The sequence below is a fragment of the Microbacterium sp. genome (genome assembly GCF_051953575.1).
In the GTDB taxonomy this organism is placed as follows: Bacteria; Actinomycetota; Actinomycetes; order Actinomycetales; family Microbacteriaceae; genus Microbacterium.
In genome coordinates this window covers 1-19,442 of the sequence record NZ_JBQCIP010000077.1, presented here as the reverse complement: position 1 = coordinate 19,442, position 19,442 = coordinate 1, and the positions used below count along the sequence as shown (strand labels likewise).

Below are 19,442 nucleotides of genomic sequence, written 5' to 3'. Positions count from 1 at the left end.
AACCCGGATTGATGTTGTCCGGGTTAAATCTACTCGGACAACTACTGTCCGAGTCAAGTAGTGTGACGGATATGAAGATGTCGGGCGGAGTCGAGTGGGCGGTGCACTGCTGCGTCGCCCTCACGGGCGTGACCGAGCCCGTCCCCGCGGCGACGCTCGCACGCCTGAACGACGTCTCGATGACCTACCTCGCCAAGCAGATGCAGGCCCTCGCGCGTGCCGGCCTCGTCCACTCCGTGCAGGGCAAGTCCGGCGGCTACGTGCTCGCGCGTCCCGCCGACGAGATCTCGGTGCTCGATGTCGTCCTCGCGATCGAGGGGCCCGAGCCGCAGTTCACCTGCACCGAGGTCCGCCAGCGCGGCCCGCTGGCGGCATCCCCCGAGGACTGCCTGCGCGCGTGCGCCGTCCACCGCGCGATGCTCGCCGCCGAGCAGGCATGGCGCACGTCGCTGCGCGGTGTGACGGTCGCCGACCTGGTCGCGACGGTCGACCAGGACTCCGGCCCCGACGTGCTCGCCCGGGTGCGCGGCTGGCTCGTCTCCCCCACCGATTGACCGGCGGCACCTCCGGCCCCACCCCCTGTCCCCGCTCGTTCGTCGAACATGTACGCGGAATCACGGATTCGGCGCGCATTCACGACGAACGAACGGACGGGAGAAGCGATGCCGCGACTCGCGGCACCCCTTCTCTCACGGCGTCAGCGCGTCAGGCCCCGCCGCCCTGCGCGATGTCGGCGCGTTCGCGCCAGCTGCGGGCGGTGACGCGGTCGAGCGCGACCTGCTTGCGCAGCGCGTCGGCCTTCTCGTACAGCGTCGGGTCGCCGTAGCTCGTCAGCACCTTCACGAGCACCGGCAGCAGCTCGATCATGAAGAACAGCGAAGCGATGAGGTAGTGCGCCCACAGCAGAGTCGGCTCCCGCTGCGACAGCCGCTCCAGCCCGCTGATCTGGCTGAGCAGACCGGTCGCCCCGGCGTTGCCGCCTGCGATCTCGGCGGCCCGCGCGTTGTAGGCGGCGAGCGCGGACTGGTACTGCTCGCGGGCGGCGGGCAGCTCGTCCTTCGCCTGCTTCTTGTTCTGCGCCTCGGATGTCCCGGCGTCGGCCGTGCCGGCCGCCTGGGCATCGGCGAGGTCAGCCTGTGCGGCACTCAGCTTCGCGGCGAGGTCGTCGTACGACGCCTGCGCGGCGGCGAGCTGGTCCTTCGCCGCGTCGGAGCTCGCGCCCTCCCCCGCGACGCCGGTGCAGCCGGGGACCTCGCCGGCGCCCTGGCCGGTGAGCTCGCACTGGTAGATCGCGCGGGCCTGGTCGATGACGCTCTGCTGGGCGGCGAGCTTGGCGGTCAGGTCGTCGACGGTCGCCTGCGCGGACGAGGTCGCCGCCGAGGTCGTGTCGGCACCGGCGACCACGCCGCTGGCCGCCTGGCTCTCGAGCGCCGAGACGCGCTCGCTCGCGGCATCCAGCGCCTTCTTCTCGGGGCCGGAAGTCACGGCGTCCTGATCGGACTGGGCCTGCACGAGGTTGGTCGCGTTCACCTCGCGGGCGATGTCGTTGTGGAAGATCTGCAGCACGAGCGGCTCGGCCACGACCAGGCCGATGATGGCGGCCATGATCACCCGGGGGATCGCCATCCCGATGAGCTTCCACACGTTGCGCGTCGAGCGCATCGTCGAGGTGAGGAACCGGTCGAGGTTGAAGATGATGAGCGCCCACAGGACCGCGAGCGGCACCGCGAACCACGCCGCGACCCGCACACCGGTCATGAGGGCGAACATCATCGAGATGGCCGACACGAGGGCCGTGCCGGCCAGGACGAAGAACATCTGCACGAAGCGCGGCGTCTCGTTCGGCACCTCGTCGAGCACGACGCCGTCGGCGCCGCCGAGGATGGCCAGGCGCCGCCATCCCGAGCCGGGCACGCGCGCCGGCTTCACCCGCGGCCGCTTGGGCGCCTTCGGAGGCTTCGTCGGAGCCACCGGGGGTGCGGCCTCGACGGTTTCGACGGGCTCGGCGACGGGAGCGGATGCCTCGCCCATCGCGCCCCACTCGGCCGAGGCCGGGATCACGAGGGTGTCGTCCTGCGACGCGGCGGCGGGCGCGGCGACGGCGACGGGCTGCGTCGGGTTCATCGCGAGGGCGTCGTCGAGCAGGTCCTGGGTGACGGGGTACGGGTCCTCGGGGCCCTCGGTCTCGGCGGGGGCGTCGGGGGCTTCAGCGGCCTCGTCCTGGGCGGCGCGCGCCTGTGCGGCGCGGACGTCGTCGACGTACAGCTCCTCGGTCTCGGAGTCGGCTGTCTCGAACTCGATGCGGCCGTCGGACCCGAACCTGCCCGGCCGGTGTGCGGAGTAAGACATCCGAACACCGTATGAGGGCCACCTGGACGACAGGTGGGTGAATGCCCAGCGCAGCCCGGCGGAGCGGCGGCAGCGGGCCCCGGCTCAGACCTCGAGCGGGGTGACCGCGGCGACCGCCTCGTCCTCCTCGGTGGCGACGAGCTGGCCGCATGCGCCGTCGATCTCTTTGCCCCGGGTGTCGCGCAGCGTCGTCGGGATGCCGGCGTCGTTGAGGCGGCGCACGAACTCGTTCTGCACGCTCACCTCCGACGCGGTCCAGATCGACCCGGGCGTCGGGTTCAGCGGGATCGGGTTCACGTGGACCCAGCCGCGACCGCGGTCGTTGAGCTTCTTCGCCAGCAGGTCCGCACGCCAGGCGTGGTCGTTCATGTCCTTGATGAGCGCGTACTCGATCGAGACGCGGCGGCCGGTCTTGTCGAAGTAGGCCCGTGCGGCGTCGAGGGCCTCGTCGACCTTCCAGCGCGAGTTCACCGGGATGAGCTCGTCGCGCAGCGTGTCGTCGGGCGCGTGCAGCGAAAGCGCGAACGTGACCGGGATGTCTTCGTTCGCGAGCTTCGTGATCGCCGGCACGAGGCCGACGGTCGACACCGTGATCCCGCGGGCGCTCATGCCCAGGCCGTGGATCTTGTCGGTCATGACCCGGACGGCCTGCATGACGCGGGCGTAGTTGGCGAGCGGCTCGCCCATGCCCATGAAGACGATGTTCGAGACGCGCTCGGCGGAGTGGTCGTCCTTCTTCTTGCCGCCGAGCCCGCCGTCGGCGATGAGCCGGTTGGCGCGCACGATCTGCTCCACGATCTCGGCCGCCGACATGTTGCGCGTGAGGCCGGCCTGCCCGGTCGCGCAGAACGGGCAGTTCATGCCGCATCCCGCCTGCGACGACACGCACAGGGTGATGCGGCCCGGGTAGCGCATGAGCACCGACTCGACGAGCGCGCCGTCGTGCAGCTTCCACAGGAACTTGATCGTGTCGCCGCGGTCCGTCTCCAGGCGCCGCACCTCGGTGAGCAGCGGAGGCAGCATCCCGTGGACGAGCTCCTCGCGCCCCTCGGCCGGGAGGTCGGTCATGTCCGCCGGGTCATGGGTCCAGTGCTGGAAGTAGTGCTTCTCGAGCTGCTTCGCCCGGAACCCCGGAAGGCCGAGCTCCTTCACCTTCTCGACGCGCTGCTCGGGGGTGAGGTCGGCGAGGTGCACCGGCGGCTTGCCGCGCTTGGGGCTCGCGAACTGCAGCAGCGGACGCCCCTCGGCATCCTTCTGCTGGGTCCAGCCCTCGGTCGCCGGGCGTACCTGCTTCGGCTTGGCGGAACGCACGGGCGAGGACTCGGTCATGCCATCAAGCGTACGCGGGCAGTCTGGACGAATCCGAGAAGGGGATGCTGCAGTGAGCAGCCTCTGGCGCACGGGGCGAGTTGGTGCCATCCTGACCCCAACGGTCCGCCTGGGGACGCCGTCCGGGGAGACGGCACCGGACCCGCGCTGGGGAAGGGGACGGCACTGAGCGCGCACGTGACGGCGGCGGCGCTGACGCCCCGCCTGCTGCATGGCCTGGGAGACCCGGCGAAGCGTGTCCTGCGCGTCGACGGCACGGCCGTCGTCGTCGACATCTCGGGCTTCACGACGCTCTCCGAGCAGCTGGCGGCCGCGGGCCGCGAGGGCACCGAGCAGCTCATCGCGACCTTGTCGCGCATCTTCACCGTGCTGCTGCCGGCGACCGACGACGGCGGCGATGTGGTGAAGTTCGCCGGCGACGCGCTCTTCGTTCTGTTCACGGGCGCCGACCACGCCCGGCATGCCGCCCATGCCGCCTGGAACATGAACCGCGTGCTCACCGCGATCGGCGACATCCACCTCCCCCTCGCCCGGACGCGCCTGCGCATGTCGGTCGGGGGCCACTCGGGAACGTTCGCGTTCTTCCTCACCGGAGAGGGATCCATGAGCGTCGTGCTCGCCGGTCGCGACGTCGGGCGCGTCCTCGAGCTCCAGTCCGCAGCCCGGCCGGGCCAGATCCTCGTCAGCGACGAGACCGCTGCGCTGCTCCCCGCCTCGCTCGTGGCAGCCGCGGCGTCGGACGCCGCGCCCGGCGCGCGGCGTCTCGTGAAGGGCGGCTCGGTGGCCGCGGCATCCCTCCTCTCGCTCCATGCCGGACGCGGCGAGGCCGCCGAGCACTTCCTGCCGCGGGCGTTCGCCCAGCGCCCCGACCTGCTCGGCGCCGACCCCGACCACCGATGGGCTGCCATCGCGTTCGTGCAGGTGTCGGGAGTGCCGGATGAGCCGGATGCCGCCGACCTGGCGCGCATGGACCGTCTGACGCGTCTCGTCGACGAGGCGTGCGCCGACACCGGAGCGACGCTGCTGGACGTCGACCCGGCGCCCGGCGGGTATCGCTACTTCCTGACCGCCGGCGCGCCCACCACCCTGGAGGACCCCGAAGGTCGACTCGTCACGGCGGCGCTGCGCATCGTGCAGGAGGGCGCCGGCGACTACGCGGTGCGCGCCGGGGTCACCAGCGGCCGCGTGTTCGCCGGCTTCGTCGGCGCGACGTACCGGCAGACCTACACGGTCATGGGCGATCCCACGAACCTCGCCGCCAGGCTCGCGGCCCGCGCGCAGCCCGGGACGGTGCTGGCCGCCCGGTCGGTGCTGGAGCGCACGGCGCGCCCGTTCGCGTCGGACGACGCGGGCGTCATGACGGTCAAGGGCAAGGCGGCCGGGATCCCGGTCGCGGTCGTGACCGGGCACGGGGGCGCGACGACGCTCGCGACGCAGCGCACCCCGTTCGTGGGTCGACAGGACGAACTAGAGCGACTGCGGGCGATGTTGACGGACGCCACCGCCGGCGCCGGTTCGACGCTCACGGTGAGCGGCGCCGCCGGTATCGGCAAGACCCGCCTCGTCGAGCACGCACTCGCCGAGACGCCGCTGACGGTGCTGCGGGCATACGGCGATCTGTACGGCGCGACGACGCCGTACCGCACGATGCAGACCCTGCTGCGCCCGATGCTGGGGATCGAGCCCACCGCGACGCCCGTCGACGCGGGGGTGCGACTGGGCGAAGCCGTCGCCGAGCGGTTCCCGCACCTGATGCCGTGGCTGCCGCTGCTCGCACCCGCCGTCGGGGCCCGGGCCGAGCCGACGCCCGAGAGCCTCGCGCTCGACGACGCCTTCCGCGCCGAGCGCACGGCCGACGTGGTGGCCGAGTTCGTCGGGTCGCTGACCGACGCTCCCGGCTGCCTGCTGCTGGACGACGCGCAGTGGATCGACCCTGCATCGGCCGCCGTGCTCGCCGACCTCGTCGGCCGCGACACGCGCCACGCCGTCATCATCGTGCGGCGTCCGGGCTCGGGAGGGCTCGGTCCGCTGGGCGACGAGCTCGTCATCGACGGACTCGCCGACTCCGCGATCCGCGACATCGTCGAGGCCGTCGCCGGACGCCGCCTGCTGCCGGCCGACGCCCGGCCGCTCCTCTCGCGCGCCCAGGGCAACCCGCTGTACGCGATCGAGCTCGCGACCGGCTTGGACTCGGGCGAGGACGCGCTCGGCATCGAACAGCTCATCGGCGAGCGCATCGACGCCCTCAGCGAGGCGGAGCGCACGACACTGAGGCGCGCGGCCGTGCTGGGCGTCCGCATCCCCCTCGGGCTGTATGTGAAGTGCGTCGGGATGCCGCTCATCGCGGGCGGGCTCGGCGCGTTCCTGGAACTGGGGCCCGACGGCGTGGCGTTCCGCAGCGAGCTGTTCCGCGACGTCGCCTACGACCAGCTGAGCTTCCAGCTGCGTCGCGAGCTCCATCGCACCGCCGCGGCCGTGCTCGAAGCCGACCCGGCGCTGGGCGGCTCCGCGCGCGACGTCATGCTGGCCGCCCACTACGAGGCCGCCGGAGACTGGGAGGCGGCGCACCGTGCGGCGGTCGCCGCGGCCACGGCCGCCGAACGCGCGTTCGCGCTCGAAGAGGCGGTGCGCAACTACCGGCTGGCGGTGGAGTCGGCGCGTCGCTCCAGCGACACGAGCGATCTGCCCGCCCTGCTCGAGGCCCTGGGCCGAGTGTCGGTGGCCGGGGGCTGGGCGAAAGAGGGGCTCGAGGCGTTCTCGAGCGCCCGCAAGCTCATCTCGGACGCCGTCGACCGCGCCCGTCTCGACCATGAACGCGCGTACGCCTTGAACATCCTCGGCCAGCACGACGAGGCGATGCGAGCCCTGCGCACCGCGCGCCGCGCCCTGACGGGCGCCGGCGACGCCGGCAGGCGGGTGCTCGCCGCGGTCGCCGTCACCGAGGCCGGGCTGCGGCTGCGCCAGTCGCGCTGGACCGACGCGCGCGCGCTGTCGGAGGAGGCGATCGCACTCATCGACGGGAACACCCCGGACGACACCGCCAAGCGCGTGCTGGCCGATGCGCTGCGCTACCACGACATCGCGGCGAGCGAACTGGAAGGCGACGCCGGCATGGTCCACCTCTCGCGGGCGCTGTCGCTCTACGACGAGACGCACGACGAGCTGTCGAAGTCGAAGGTCCTGAATCTGCTCGGCATCCGCGCCTACTACAGAGGCGACTGGACCACGGCCGCGGCGCTGTACGACCAGGCCCGCGCCGCGCACGAGGCGGCGGGCAACGTCGTCGGAGCCGCCATCGAGTCGGCCAATGCCGCCGAGGTGCTCATCGACCAGGGTCGCGTCGACGAGGCGCGCCCGCTCGTGAGCGAGGCCCTGCGCGTGTTCGAGGCATCCGGGAATCCCTATCTCGTCGCGTTCACGACAGGCTTCGCGGGGCGCATCGCGCAGCAGACCGGCGATGCTGCGGCGGCCCGAGCCGCGTTCCGGGTCGCGGTCGACGGGTTCGAGCGGCTGGACGAGATGGATGCCGCGCTCGACGCCCGCGTGCGTCTGCTGGAGGCGACCCTCGACGCCGGTCTCGTCGACGAGGCGGCCGCGCTCGCGGACACGCTCGCCGGCGCGCCCGGCGGCGCGCGACTCACCCGGCAGCGCGCCCGCCTCTCCGCAGCCCGCGGCGACAGCGCGCAGGCGCTCGTGCTCACTCTCGCGGCGGTCGACGATCCCCTCGCCACGCCGCTCGAACGGGGTCTCTCGCTCGCGCAGCTCAACCACCTGAGGCCCGACACCGCGGTGCGCGACGAGGCCGAACGGCTCTTCACGGGGCTCGGCGTCACCAACGCCGCCCGCATCCTCGATCTCTCCCCCCTCCTCACCGAAGCGGAGCAGGCATCATGAACGCAGGGCCCCTCCTCACCCGCGTGCCGCGCCCGATCGCCGCGGGAACCGTGCTCGCCCTGGTCGCGGCAGGGCTCGTCGCCGTGGCACCGACGGCCGCGGTCGCCGCCGTCGCTCCGCTCGCCGCCGCCGAGACCTTCACCGTGTCGCAGACGTCGTCGGGCTCGTCGGCCGACCCGTTCCTCACGCCCGACGGGCAGCAGGTGTTCTTCGCGTCGACCGCGTCCGACCTCGTCCCCGGCGACACCAACGGCGTATCGGACGTCTTCGTGTCGGTCGCCGAAGAGGGCAGCTCCGACCCGTTCTCGGGCGCGGCGTCTCTCGTCAGCGTGCCGGCCGACGCGGTCGGCGCGGCGCAGGCGGACGGCCCGAGCACGGAGCCGGTGTCGAGCGCGGACGGCCGCTACGTCGCGTTCACGAGCGCCGCCACGAACCTGGTCGCGGCCGGCGCGACGCCGGGGCGCACGAGCATCTACGTGCGCGACACGCTGCTGGGCCGCACGTTCCGCATCGACGACGGCGTCGAGCCGGACGGTCCCTCGTACGACCCCGACATGACCGACGACGGCCGCTATCTCGTCTTCACGTCGATGGCGACGAACCTGCCGCCGGGCGGCAACGGCGGCCCGAGCTCGTTCGTCGCCGACCTCGATGTGAACGGCGACGGCGTGCTGGGCGACCTGGCCATCCACAGGCTGCTCAGCGATGAGGTGATCCAGGGCACCGCCCAGCAGGCTCGCATCAGCGGCAACGGAGCGAGCATCCTCGTGACCACCGTGGGCTTCCACGAAGCGGGCGATGCCACGAACGTCTACCGCACGTTCCCGAACTCACCCGGGACGGGAAGCCTGGTCGCCGCGAACGCCCACAACCCGACCATCGACGCCACCGGCGACACCTTCGCCTATATCGACGACGCCTTCTGCGCCGGGCTGCCGGCGGTCGTCGCCGCCACGCTCGACGGCAACTTCTATCGCGTGGCGCTCGGCACGATCGAGACCGATCGCCGGGTCGGCTATGTCGCCGACCCGGTCATCTCGGCCGACGGCAGCCATGTGACGTGGCAGACGACCGTGCCCGCCTACGACAAGGTCACCCCTGCCACGGAGCTTCCGGCTCCCGTGGTGCGGGAGCAGGGGATCGGGTGGCTGGATGCCTCCACGCAGGGCGAGTGCGCCCCCTCGTTCACCCCGGACCCGGTGGACCTCGCGGTGGGAACACAGCCCGTCCTCTCAGCGTCGGGACGCACGGTCGCCTTCGCGGCGCCGGGCCCCGCGCCATCGACCGTCTTCGCGATGGACACGCACAGCAACAACGGCCTCTCGGTCAGCAGCACGCAGGGTCGGCTGGTCAACCCCGGCTTCATGACGTCCATCGAGACCCTCTCGATCGACCTGACCTCGCTGCGCGGCTACGCCTCGACGATCGCGAACGCTCCGATCCACCAGCTCCCGATCCACCAGCTCCCGATCCACCAGCTGCCCATCCACCAGCTCCCGATCCACCAGCTGCCCATCCACCAGCTGCCCATCCACCAGCTCCCGATCCACCAGCTCCCGATCCACCAGCTGGCCTACCCGGGCGGCTGGGCGGACGTGCTCGCGGACACCCCCTTCGCCGGCGACCTGATCCAGACCGTAACGCTGAACGACGTCCTGGCGTGGGCGGCGCAGGCGCTCGCGGGCGGATCCACCGCGACCGAGGCCGAGAAGGCCGCCGCGCAGCGCATCCAGGGGCTCACCCTGGGCGACCTCGACGTGGACGACAGCTACCTCTCTTCGCTGACCCTCGCGTCGTACGTGCTCGGATCGGCACCGGTGTCGGGAATCGCCCTCCCCGGCACCGGCACCGGCACCGGCACCGGCACGACGCTGGACGGGTGGCAGTCGCTCGTCGACGGGCAGGGGCTGGGCTTCACCGTCGAGCCCGACTGGTACCTCGCCGACCTCGACCTCGCCGGCCTCGACATCGAGCGGTCAGGGGTCTCCGATGTGCCACTGCGCACGCTTCCCGTCGCGCAGACCCTCATGCGGTACCTCCTGATGTCGGAGCTGTTCCTCAACGGCACCCCGCTCGGCTCGGTCGACGTCGCCACCCTCGACGAATCGGCCCGGATGGCGCTCTTCGGCGCCGCCGACGTCACCGGCACACTGGCCGCACCGTCGACCTCGTACCGCGACGGCGCCACCGTGGCCGACCTGGCCGCCGGCGCACCCGAGAGCGCGACCCTCGGCATCCTGTTCATGTCGATGCTCGACGCGCGGTCGTATCCGTGGGAGCAGATCTCGGCCAGCTCGCTGGACCCGTACCTCGCCGAGTCGGGCACCACCGACACCGGCTGCGACGGCGCCACCGAGCACTGCGGCCGCAACGTGCGGTTCCAGTACACGTTCGACCCGGGCCCGGGTGAGCCCGACGTGTTCGCGGCGCCCACCGCGACGATCACCGTCCCAGCGGGCACGCGGTCGTACCTCGAGTACGCGTGGGGCTCGGGTCCGGCAGGCACCTCGACGCTGACCGCGCCGTACACCGGCCCGAAGCAGCGCGACGGCGCCACCGTGCGCCTCCCCCTGCCCGAGACGCCGGGCGGCACGGTCATGACCCTGATGTCGTGGTACTCGGTGACGACCCTCCCCGGTGAGACGACCGCGACCGGCGAGCTCACCAGCGGGACGCTGTCGGCATCGCACCAGGTGTTCGGCGACGCTCCCCTGTCGTCGTTCGACGACCCCACCCACAACTACGTCAACGGCGTGTGGGAGTCCTATCCGGGCGCGATGGCCGCGGGCCAGGTCTACTACGAGTGGATCTCGCCGGCCTGGCGCGACCTGAACGAGGCGGGCCAGATGGTCGAGGGGGCGGCGCAGGACGAGGACTACTACATCGTCAACGCACCCCCCGCGGGCTGGCGCGCCATCGTCTCGACGAACGCCACCGACGGGCAGATCTCGCTGTCGCTGTACGCGCCCGAAGGCGCCGCGTCGGCGCTCGGAGCGGCGAGTGCCGGCCCCGCACCAGGCACCCCCGTCACCGAGCAGAGCGGCACCGCGGATCAGCCGGCTGAGGCCGGTGCTGACGCCGGGGTCCCCGTCGCCGGCCAGACCCTCGTGGACCAGGCCGTCGTCGGCGGGGACGGGCTGGCCTCGGTCGAGGCCGCGTCGATGGATGCCGCACCCGGCGAGCCGCTGCTGGTCCGGGTGACCAGCGGCAACGGCGATCCCAGTGCCGCCCTCTACTCGCTGCGCGTGCAGTACGTCCAGGAGGAGGCCGAGAGGCAGTGCACGAGCTGGAGCCCGGCGCAGGCCGCGGACCCCGGCATCCAGGGATCCAGTGATCCGATCACCGACACGACGAACACCGTGTACCTGTTCGACCAGAAGCGCTACGGCGACACCTACGGCGCCACGGCCGCCGCGGCGGTGCGCGACGCGCTCGCGACGCTCACCGGCACCGGCCACGTCGGCACGGGTGCGGTCGACGGCGCCGTGCTGGCTCTCGACTCGTCGCCGGAGGTCGTCGCGGCGCGGACGGCGCTGGACGGCAACCCCTGCTCCATGGCCGCCCGCGAGGCCCTCACCAGCGCGATCAACACGTTCGTGTCCGGCGCCCTCGGGCCGCACCGATCGCAGATCCACTCCGTCGTGATCGTCGGCGGCGACGACATCGTGCCGATGGCCCCGGTCGCGCAGCACACCTCGCAGTTCACCGAGACCAGCCATGCGGCCGACCTTCGGCTCGCAGAGACGCCGGACCACCAGCCGTGCCCTGTCGGGGCCGTGGTCGACCCGTGCGAGACGCCGCTCTCGGCGGCGGCAGCGGCATCCCGGATCCTCACGGACGACCCGTACGGGCTGGCGACGGCATACGAGTCGCTGGGCGGCCGCCTCTACGTGCCGACCGTCGGCACCGGACGACTCGCGCAGGATCCCGCGGCGACGATCGCCACGATCGGCCGATTCGTGTCGGCCGACGGGATCCTCGCGGCGGACTCGACGCTCACCGGCGGCTACGGCGCCTGGAGCGAGCTGCCGCAGGAGGTGACCGACGACCTCGCATGGCGTTCGGGCGCCGCCGACATGCTCACCGGCGACTGGGACAAGACGACGCTGGAAGGCGCCCTCTTCCCCGGGACACCCGCGGCGCCCGGGAAGACCCCGCGCGTCGTCTCGGTGAACACCCACGCCGACGAGACCCGCATGCTCCCGGGTGTTCCCGGCGCCGAGACCGGCTCGTTCGTCGAGGACGACCTGCTCGTCGCGGCGGGCCACGAGACGCAGCCGCAACTGGCAGGCTCGCTCCTGTTCGGGATCGGATGCCACGCCGGCAACAACCTGCCCGCCGCGTATTACGGTGCCGTCACCGACTGGGTCGACGTGTTCTCACAGGCCGGCGGCTACATCGGCAACACCGGCTACGGGCTCGCGAACAACACCACGACCGCGCTCGGCGAACGCCTGCTGTCGCTGTATGCGGACTGGATCGGCGTCCAGGTCGACGGACGGGCGGTGTCGGCGGCCGACGCACTGGCCTACGCCAAGCAGTCCTACCTCGGCGGCCTCGGCCTGTACTCCGGCTACGACGAGAAGGCGCTCATGGAGGCGGTCTACTACGGCCTGCCCATGTACACGTTCGCCGCGCCCGCCAAGGACATGCCGCTCCCCGAGACGCCCGACCTCACGGTGTCGACGGCCGACGGCCTGACGTCGGCATCCCTCGATTTCACTCCCGCGTTCGGCCAGCACAGCGGCCCCGACGGCACCGAGTACCTCACGGTCGACGACCAGGGGCCGCTCGCCGTCGCCGGCCAGCCGGTGCTGCCGGCGATCGTGCGGACGCTGCCCGAGGCTCCGGCGGGGCTCGCCGCCCGCGGGGTGGTGCTCACCGCGCTGACCTCGGAGTTCGACACCGAGGGCACCCCCGCCGTCGCGGTGCCGGGCGTCGGCGTCCCCGAGCCGACCGCCTCGCGCACCGGCGTGGCGTTCCCGTCGTCGTTCGGCACGATCACGCACCAGAGCACACCCGACGGGCCGCGAGACCTGCTGGTGCTGACGCCGGCCCGCGTCGAGAAGCCGGCCGGCGGCGCGGGACGCACCGAACGGTTCACCGGCTTCACCGCACAGGTCGTCTACGGCGACGCCGCCTCGACCGACACCACGCCGCCGTCCATCGAATCGATCGAGCCGCCCTCACCCGGGGGCTCGCAGATGGAGCTGACGGTGTCCGACGCGGCGAGCTCCATCGCTGCGGTCATCGTGCTGGTGCAGCCCGAGGGGCAGACCACCTGGCAGCGGGCGACGGTCACACCGCCGACCACGGCCGGCAGCCACCTGTACAGGGCGGCAGTGCCCACGACCCCGTTCCGGTGGATGGTGCAGGTGGTGGATGCCGCCGGCAACGTCGCGGTCGACACCGCCCGCGGGCACCTCGATGTCGCCGCGGCGCCCCCGCCGGCCCTCGGCGACCCCGGGCAGGATGCGACGGTGGCCGTCGGCGGTCGCCTGCTGCGCGCGGTCGAGGTGACCGACGCGGCACCGGGCGAGCGGCTGTCGGCGAAGGCCGAGATCGTCGCCGACGGCGGCACCGAGAGCACCGCAGACGACGAGGTCATCGCGCGCTCCGACGCGGTCGTGCAGAGGGGCGCCGACGGCACGACCAGGGTGCTGATCGACCAGCCGGTGACACAGCCCGGCAGCTACACCGTCGTCCTCACGGTCTGCCGGAGCCGCGCGTGCACCACGGTCTCGTTCGGCCTCGCCACGCCGGCGCCCAACACCGCTCCTGTCGCCGAGGTCGTGCTGCACTCCGACACGGATCCGACCCTGGCCAGCAGCATCCTCACCGCGGACGCCACGCTCACCGACGACGACGACGATCACGTGACCCCCTCGTTCACGTGGCAGCGCAACGGCGTCACGATCCCCGGCCAGACCGGGGAGACACTCGCCCTCACCGGCATCGCCCAGCCGGGCGACGTGATCTCGGTGACCGTCACCCCCGACGACGGCAAGACGCTCGGCCACGCCGGGAGCGCCTCGGTCGTCGTCGAGGAGCGCACAGCCGAGCCGACGATCACCGCGGCCGCGACGAACGCCGACGGTCCCTACGACGAGGGCGCGTGGAGCCGGAGCGACGTGACCGTGACGTTCACGTGCTCGTCGCTCATCGGTGTCGCGTCCTGTCCGGCGCCGGTCCAGACGCACGACACCGGCCCTGACGGCACGACCATCGCCGGCACGGTCGTCGACGTGCTCGGCCACACCGCGACCGTTGCGGTCGCGGTGAAGGTCGACACCACCGCTCCCGTCGTCGCGCCCGTCGTGACGCCGAACCCGGTCCAGGTCGGCGCGACGGCCACCGCGGCCGCGAACGCGACGGACGCCGGCTCGGGCGTCGCCTCGCAGTCGTGCGCCACGCCCGACACGTCGACGCCCGGCCTGCGCAGCGTCGCGTGCGAGGCGACCGACGTCGCCGGCAACCGCGCGACCGGCACGGCGGACTACACGGTGAACCCGCCGGAGCCGCCGCGCTGCGGCGGGCAGCTCGACCGCGTCGCCCTCGACCCGCTCGACCTCGACGGCTCGAGCGTCTTCACCAGGCCGTCCGGGGTTCCGATCCGGTTCATCGCGTGCGACGCCGCGGGCAGCCCGATCGGCACGAAGAACTTCGTGAAGTCGGTGACCCAGGTGTCGAAGACGGCGCTGGAGCCGTCGGCGAAGGCGAACGAGAACTTCACTCCGCCGATCTCGGGCGGCGCTGACAAGTTCACGTACGCGAAGGCGACGGGCGTCTGGTCGGGCACGATCCAGACGTCGAAGCTCGCGAGCGGCTACCGGTACACGTACCGCGTCGACCTGCGCGACGGCACCTCGCTTACTCTCACGTTCGGACTCCGCTGATGGCCGGCGACGAGGTCGCGGCCGGCACACCGGCTCCCGACACCGCCGCGCTCGCGGCCGCCATGCTGGCCGAGGTGCGCGACGAGATCGACCGTGCCGACCAGAAGGCGTCGCTGCTGATCGGCTCGCTCGGCATCGCTTTCACGATCCTGCTGAGCGGCATGATCGGCGGCGACTGGACCCCCGGCACCCTCAGCCCGTTCGGGGCGACGGTGTGGGTGCTCGGCGTCGTCGCGGCGGGGGCCTCCGTGGTCGCGGCGGCGGCCGCCGTCTGGCCGCGCCTCAGCCGCGGGCCCGGTCCCGGCGCCATCACCTACTGGGGCCAGATCCGCGGGCTCGGCACGCCCGCCGACGTCGAGAAGGCGCTCACGGAGCGCGGAGTCCACCCGCCCGAGCGCACGTTCCAGCAGCTGCTCGTGCTGTCGTCCGTGGTGCAGCGCAAGTACCGTGCGATCCGCCTGTCGATGACCCTGGCGGGGGTGGGCGTGGCGCTCATCGTCGTCGGCTTCCTGCTCACGGGCTGACGGGACGGATGCCGCCGCCCGGCGCGCATCCGCCGCCCCGGCTACGCTCGACTCGTGGTGCCCGTCGAGAACCTGCTGGCGTTCACGCTGGCCGCGCTTGTGCTCATCGTCATCCCCGGTCCGAGCGTGCTCTTCACGATCGGCCGCGCCCTCGCACTGGGCCGGATCGGGGGCCTGCTGAGCGTGCTCGGCAACGCGCTCGGACTGCTCCCCATCATCGGGCTCGTGGCGCTCGGCGTGGGCGGCATCGTGGCGCAGTCCATCGTGCTGTTCACGATCCTCAAGATCGCGGGCGCGCTGTACCTCATGTACCTCGGGATCCAGGCGATCCGGCACCGCAACGACACGGCCGCGGCCGCGACCGCCGCGGCGCTCCCCCGGTCGGCCTGGCGCCAGCTCGGCGAGGGGTTCGTCGTCGGCGTGACCAACCCCAAGACGATCGCGTTCTTCGTCGCCGTGCTCCCTCAGTTCGTCGACCTCGACCACGGCTCGGTGCCGCTGCAGATGATCGAGCTCGGCCTCGTGTTCTTCGCGATCGCCCTCGTGTCGGACGGCGCGTGGGCGCTCGTCGCGGCGGCGGCGCGGTCGTGGTTCGGCCGCTCGCCCAAGCGCATCGCCACACTGTCAGCGACGGGCGGCGGTCTCATGATCGGCCTCGGCGGCATCCTCCTCCTCACCGGCAACAAGCACTGAAGGACCGCGCCATGATCCCCACGCCCCGCCGGCGCATCATCTTCCTCGACGTGGACGGCACGATCCTCGAGCACGGTGCGCACATGGCGCCCGGCACTCCCGACGCCATCCGCGCCGCGCGCGCCGCGGGTCACCTGGTGTACCTCAGCACCGGGCGCTCGGCGGCCGACATCCACCCGAGCGTCGCCGAGATCGGCTTCGACGGAGCGGTGACGAACTCGGGCGCCCTGGTGACCTCGGGCGGCGAGGTCGTCGTCGACCGCCCCCTGTCGGAGGCCGCCGCCGGCCGGCTGATCGCGGCGCTCAAGGGTCGCGGCATCCGCTACTTCCTGCAGACGCGCGACGGCGTCTATGCGTCGGACGACATGGCCGAGCTGATGCGCGAGTACGCCGCGGCGCTCGACGCCCGTGAGGCGGCCGGCGAGGCGGTGCGGCCCGAGGACTCGCTCGTGGGGCTCGCGCACCGCACCTTCCCGAGCGCCGATGAGGCGGACCTCACACGCATCGACAAGGCCGTCTTCGTGAGCGACCACGCCGAGGGCATGGACGAGCTGCGCGCCGACCTCGGCGACGAGTTCCTCGTCGTTCCCGGCAGCATGCCGCTGCCGGGCGGCTCGAACGGCGAGATCAACGAGGCCGACGTGACGAAGGGGTCGGCGATCGAGCTGCTGCTGGCGCATCTCGGCATGGACGCCGAGGACGCCGTCGCGATCGGCGACAGCTGGAACGACATCGAGATGTTCCAGGTGTGCGGTGTGGCGGTCGCGATGGGCAATGCCCACCCCGAGCTGAAGGAGCTCGCCGACTTCGTCACGACCGACGTGCTCGACGATGGCATCGCGAACGCCTTCGCGCGCCTCGGCCTCGCCTGACCCGCTCTCAGCCCTGCGCCGGCCGCCGCGTCTCAGCACCCAGATTGACGAGGTTGCCGCCGGGGTCGCGCACCTGCGCCACCCGCTCGCCCCACGGCATGTCTGCGGGCGGCTGCTCCGCATGGCCGCCGGCCGCGAGCCACGCCGCGTAGGTGGCATCCACGTCGTCGACGTAGAACCACAGCGCCGCGCGGTCCCCGACCGACGGCGGCAGGGCGTCGGGGTCGCGGCCGATGCCGAGCGAGGTCTCGCCGAGCTTCAGCGAGACGTAGTCGTCCTCGTCTCCGCTGCCGAACCGGTACACGACCTGCGCGTCGAGCGCGTCCACGTAGAACCGGACGAGCCCCGGCAGCTCTCGCGTCAGCAGGATGGGGAACAGGCTCTGCACCGCCATGAGCCCCACCCTACGTCGGCGCGCTCAGTCCAGGAAGATGTCGGGGAACAGCTCCGAGTCGGGCGTCCCCGGCACTGCCGCATACCCCGAGAAGTCCGTCACGCCGGCCGCTTCGAGCACGTCCTCGACGATGAGCGTCTGGCCGGTGTACTCGCGCGCCGGACGCGTGAAGATCTCGTACGCCGCGTCGGCGTACACCTCCGGCGTGCGGCTGACCTTCATCATGCGGTCGCCGCCGAGGGCGAACTGCACCGCGGCCGTCGCGATCGTCGTGCGCGGCCACAGCGTGTTGGCGGCGATGCCGTCCTTCGCGAACTCGGCGGCGAGGCCGAGCGTCGCCATCGTCATGCCGTACTTCGCGAGGGTGTACCCGGTGTGGCCGCCCAGCCACTTCGGCGACAGGTTCAGCGGCGGCGAGAGCGACAGGATGTGCGGGTTCGGCGCCTCCTTGAGGATCGGCACGGCGGCCCGCGAGAGCATGAACGTGCCGCGCACGTTGACGTCCTGCATGAGGTCGTACTTCTTCGCCTCGAGGTCGAGCGAGCGCGACAGGTCGATGACCGACGCGTTGTTGACGACGATGTCGATGCCGCCGAACTCGCCCTCCGTCTTCAGCACCGCCGCGGTGATGTCGTCGTCGTTGCGCACGTCGCCGACGATCGGGAGCGCGTTGCCGCCGGCATCCCGGATCTGCTCCGCAGCCGTGTGCACCGTGCCCTCGAGCTTCGGATGCGGGGTGTCGGTCTTGGCGAGCAGGGCGATGTTGGCGCCGTCACGAGCCGCGCGCAGCGCGATCGCGAGGCCGATGCCGCGGCTGCCGCCCGACATCAGGATGGTCTTGCCGGCGAGGGGCTTGTCGCTCATCTCGGGTCCTTTCGGGTGTCGGGATCGTGGTCTCTCGACGTGGGAGGGGTCAGGAACGGGATCGGGATGCCGCGGCGAAGGCCTGCACGCGCGCCCGGGCCTCGTCGGTGTCGAAACGGGCGCCGATGGAGCGGGCCTCGTCGTCCAGGTTCTCGGCGAAGGGACGATGGGCGCCCGAGCGGACGAGACGCTTGGCCTGTCCGAACGCGGCGGTCGCGTTGTCGAGCCAGAACCGTGCGACGGCCTCGGAGCGCGCGGCGACGTCGTCGGCGGGCACGACCTCGGTCACCAGGCCCCAGTCCAGGGCGGTGTCGGCGTCGATCGTGACGTCCTGCAGCAGCAGCTGCAGCGCGCGGCGCTGGCCGACCGCGGCCGGCAGCAGCGTCGAGACGCCGAGGTCGGGCGTCAGGCCGATGTTGGCGTACCGGCTCACGAACTTCGCCCGGTCGGACGCGACGATGTAGTCCGCGGTCAGCATGAGCCCGAGGCCGCCGCCGGCGACCGCGCCCTGCACGGCCGCCACGATCGGCTTGTCGGATTCCACGAACCTACGGATGCCATCGTGGATCGTGTGCGCGGCGCCGGTGACGTCGGCGCCCGAAGCCCCGGACGTCGCCATCTCGATGACGTCGCCGCCCGCGCAGAACGCCGGGCCGGCGGCATCCAGGATGATCGCGCCGACCGTGTCGTCCGAGGTCAGCTCGTGGGCGACGTCGCGCCAGCGACGGCCCATCTCGAAGCCCATCGCGTTGAGACTCGCGGGGCGGTTGAACGTGACGCGCGCAAGGGCGCCGTCGCGCGTGACGAGGATCGAGTCGCTCATAGGGGTCTCCGGGTTCACTTCGGGGCCATGCGGATGGCGCCGTCCAGGCGGATGGTCTCGCCGTTGAGGTAGCCGTTGTCGACGATCGACATCACCAGGCGCGCGTACTCGTCGGGCTTGCCGAGGCGCTGCGGGTACGGCACCTGCTGGCCGAGGCTCTCCTGTGCGGCCTCGGGAAGGCCGGCGAGCATCGGGGTCTCCATGATGCCGGGGGCGATCGTGACGACGCGGATGCCGTAGCGGGCGAGCTCGCGCGCGATCGGCAGCGTCATGGCGTGGACGCCGCCCTTGCTGGCCGAGTATGCGGGCTGGCCGATCTGCCCGTCGAACGCGGCGACGCTGGCGGTGTTCACGATGACGCCGCGGTCACCGGACTCCGTGGGCTCGGCCTTGGCGATCGCGGCCGATGCCTGCGCGATGACGTTGTAGGTGCCGATGAGGTTGACGCGGATGATGCGCTCGAACGCGTCGAGCGGCGACGGGTTGCCGTCACGGTCGAGGACCTTCGCGGGCGGCGCGATTCCGGCGCAGTTCACGACCACGCGCAGGGGACGGGATGCCGCCGCCACCGCGACGGCCGCGGCCACCTGCTCGGGGTCGGTGACGTCGGCGGGGGCGAACGACCCGCCGAGCTCGGCGGCGACGTCGGCGCCGGCCGAGGTCGCGAGGTCGACGATGGTCACCGTCGCGCCCGCTGCGGCGAGGCGTCGCGCGGTGGCGAGGCCGAGGCCGCTGGCGCCGCCGGTGACGAGGGCCGAGGCGTTCGTCAGGTCCATGCGTTCTCCTTCGAACTTGGTATCGGGT

Annotated in this window: 12 protein-coding genes; 6 read left to right on the top strand and 6 right to left on the bottom strand. The window is 72.3% G+C overall.

Annotation, left to right across the window (positions count from 1 at the left end; translation table 11 throughout):
• Window positions 1-77: 77 nt before the first annotated feature.
• A complete protein-coding gene (locus tag ACTHNQ_RS05605) occupies window positions 78-554 on the top strand; it encodes an RrF2 family transcriptional regulator (RefSeq protein ID WP_440331853.1) in 477 nt (158 codons plus the stop codon).
• Window positions 555-705: 151 nt separating this feature from the next.
• Here the strand turns inward: ACTHNQ_RS05605 and ACTHNQ_RS05600 are convergent, their stop codons facing one another.
• Together ACTHNQ_RS05600 and rlmN are read right to left on the bottom strand one after the other, a co-directional pair.
• The gene (locus ACTHNQ_RS05600) at window positions 706-2,349 is read right to left on the bottom strand and encodes a DUF4407 domain-containing protein (protein WP_440331851.1); all 1,644 of its coding nucleotides are present in this window, start codon (window positions 2,347-2,349) and stop codon (window positions 706-708) included.
• Window positions 2,350-2,433: 84 nt separating this feature from the next.
• A complete protein-coding gene (gene rlmN / locus ACTHNQ_RS05595) occupies window positions 2,434-3,678 on the bottom strand; it encodes a 23S rRNA (adenine(2503)-C(2))-methyltransferase RlmN (RefSeq protein ID WP_440331849.1) in 1,245 nt (414 codons plus the stop codon).
• A gap of 177 nt (window positions 3,679-3,855) precedes the next feature.
• On the opposite strand from rlmN, the gene ACTHNQ_RS05590 reads away from it, so the two are divergent.
• From ACTHNQ_RS05590 to ACTHNQ_RS05570, 5 genes are read left to right on the top strand one after another with little or no spacing between them, the layout of a single operon-like run.
• Complete coding sequence (locus ACTHNQ_RS05590) at window positions 3,856-7,572, top strand: AAA family ATPase (RefSeq protein ID WP_440331847.1); 3,717 nt, start codon at window positions 3,856-3,858, stop codon at window positions 7,570-7,572.
• Window positions 7,569-14,468 carry a hypothetical protein gene (locus tag ACTHNQ_RS05585; RefSeq protein ID WP_440331845.1) on the top strand — a complete coding sequence of 2,300 codons (6,900 nt, stop codon included), beginning with the start codon at window positions 7,569-7,571 and terminating at the stop codon, window positions 14,466-14,468. The genes ACTHNQ_RS05590 and ACTHNQ_RS05585 overlap by 4 nt, the downstream gene beginning before the upstream one ends.
• Window positions 14,468-14,992, top strand: coding sequence for a Pycsar system effector family protein (locus ACTHNQ_RS05580; RefSeq protein WP_440331843.1), 525 nt, complete (start codon window positions 14,468-14,470; stop codon window positions 14,990-14,992). The genes ACTHNQ_RS05585 and ACTHNQ_RS05580 overlap by 1 nt, the downstream gene beginning before the upstream one ends.
• A 54-nt stretch (window positions 14,993-15,046) precedes the next feature.
• Window positions 15,047-15,685, top strand: coding sequence for a LysE family translocator (locus tag ACTHNQ_RS05575; protein WP_026305801.1), 639 nt, complete (start codon window positions 15,047-15,049; stop codon window positions 15,683-15,685).
• A gap of 11 nt (window positions 15,686-15,696) precedes the next feature.
• Window positions 15,697-16,557, top strand: coding sequence for an HAD family hydrolase (locus tag ACTHNQ_RS05570; protein WP_440331840.1), 861 nt, complete (start codon window positions 15,697-15,699; stop codon window positions 16,555-16,557).
• A 7-nt stretch (window positions 16,558-16,564) separates the two neighbouring features.
• Here the strand turns inward: ACTHNQ_RS05570 and ACTHNQ_RS05565 are convergent, their stop codons facing one another.
• Genes ACTHNQ_RS05565 through ACTHNQ_RS05550 form a run of 4 tightly spaced genes read right to left on the bottom strand, consistent with a single transcriptional unit; the run spans window position 16,565 to window position 19,414 of the window.
• Window positions 16,565-16,951: a VOC family protein gene (locus tag ACTHNQ_RS05565; RefSeq protein ID WP_440331838.1), complete on the bottom strand. Its 387-nt coding sequence runs from the start codon at window positions 16,949-16,951 to the stop codon at window positions 16,565-16,567.
• 24 nt (window positions 16,952-16,975) lie between these two features.
• Complete coding sequence (locus ACTHNQ_RS05560; RefSeq protein ID WP_440331836.1) at window positions 16,976-17,815, bottom strand: SDR family oxidoreductase; 840 nt, start codon at window positions 17,813-17,815, stop codon at window positions 16,976-16,978.
• Between the two features lie 49 nt (window positions 17,816-17,864).
• Complete coding sequence (locus ACTHNQ_RS05555; RefSeq protein WP_440331834.1) at window positions 17,865-18,638, bottom strand: enoyl-CoA hydratase/isomerase family protein; 774 nt, start codon at window positions 18,636-18,638, stop codon at window positions 17,865-17,867.
• A gap of 14 nt (window positions 18,639-18,652) precedes the next feature.
• Window positions 18,653-19,414 (bottom strand): SDR family NAD(P)-dependent oxidoreductase, encoded by a 762-nt coding sequence (locus ACTHNQ_RS05550; RefSeq protein WP_440331832.1) that lies wholly within the window; start codon window positions 19,412-19,414, stop codon window positions 18,653-18,655.
• Between the last annotated feature and the right edge of the window lie 28 nt (window positions 19,415-19,442).

What these genes read in the sequence shown, in the direction of transcription:
- ACTHNQ_RS05605 (WP_440331853.1), top strand. Translation starts at nt 78, where the DNA reads ATGTCGGGCGGAGTCGAGTGGGCGGTGCACTGCTGCGTCGCCCTCACG.
- ACTHNQ_RS05585 (WP_440331845.1), top strand. Translation starts at nt 7,569, where the DNA reads ATGAACGCAGGGCCCCTCCTCACCCGCGTGCCGCGCCCGATCGCCGCG.
- ACTHNQ_RS05560 (WP_440331836.1), bottom strand. Translation starts at nt 17,815, where the DNA reads ATGAGCGACAAGCCCCTCGCCGGCAAGACCATCCTGATGTCGGGCGGC.
- ACTHNQ_RS05555 (WP_440331834.1), bottom strand. Translation starts at nt 18,638, where the DNA reads ATGAGCGACTCGATCCTCGTCACGCGCGACGGCGCCCTTGCGCGCGTC.
- ACTHNQ_RS05600 (WP_440331851.1), bottom strand. Translation starts at nt 2,349, where the DNA reads ATGTCTTACTCCGCACACCGGCCGGGCAGGTTCGGGTCCGACGGCCGC.
- ACTHNQ_RS05580 (WP_440331843.1), top strand. Translation starts at nt 14,468, where the DNA reads ATGGCCGGCGACGAGGTCGCGGCCGGCACACCGGCTCCCGACACCGCC.
- ACTHNQ_RS05570 (WP_440331840.1), top strand. Translation starts at nt 15,697, where the DNA reads ATGATCCCCACGCCCCGCCGGCGCATCATCTTCCTCGACGTGGACGGC.
- ACTHNQ_RS05565 (WP_440331838.1), bottom strand. Translation starts at nt 16,951, where the DNA reads ATGGCGGTGCAGAGCCTGTTCCCCATCCTGCTGACGCGAGAGCTGCCG.
- ACTHNQ_RS05550 (WP_440331832.1), bottom strand. Translation starts at nt 19,414, where the DNA reads ATGGACCTGACGAACGCCTCGGCCCTCGTCACCGGCGGCGCCAGCGGC.
- rlmN (WP_440331849.1), bottom strand. Translation starts at nt 3,678, where the DNA reads ATGACCGAGTCCTCGCCCGTGCGTTCCGCCAAGCCGAAGCAGGTACGC.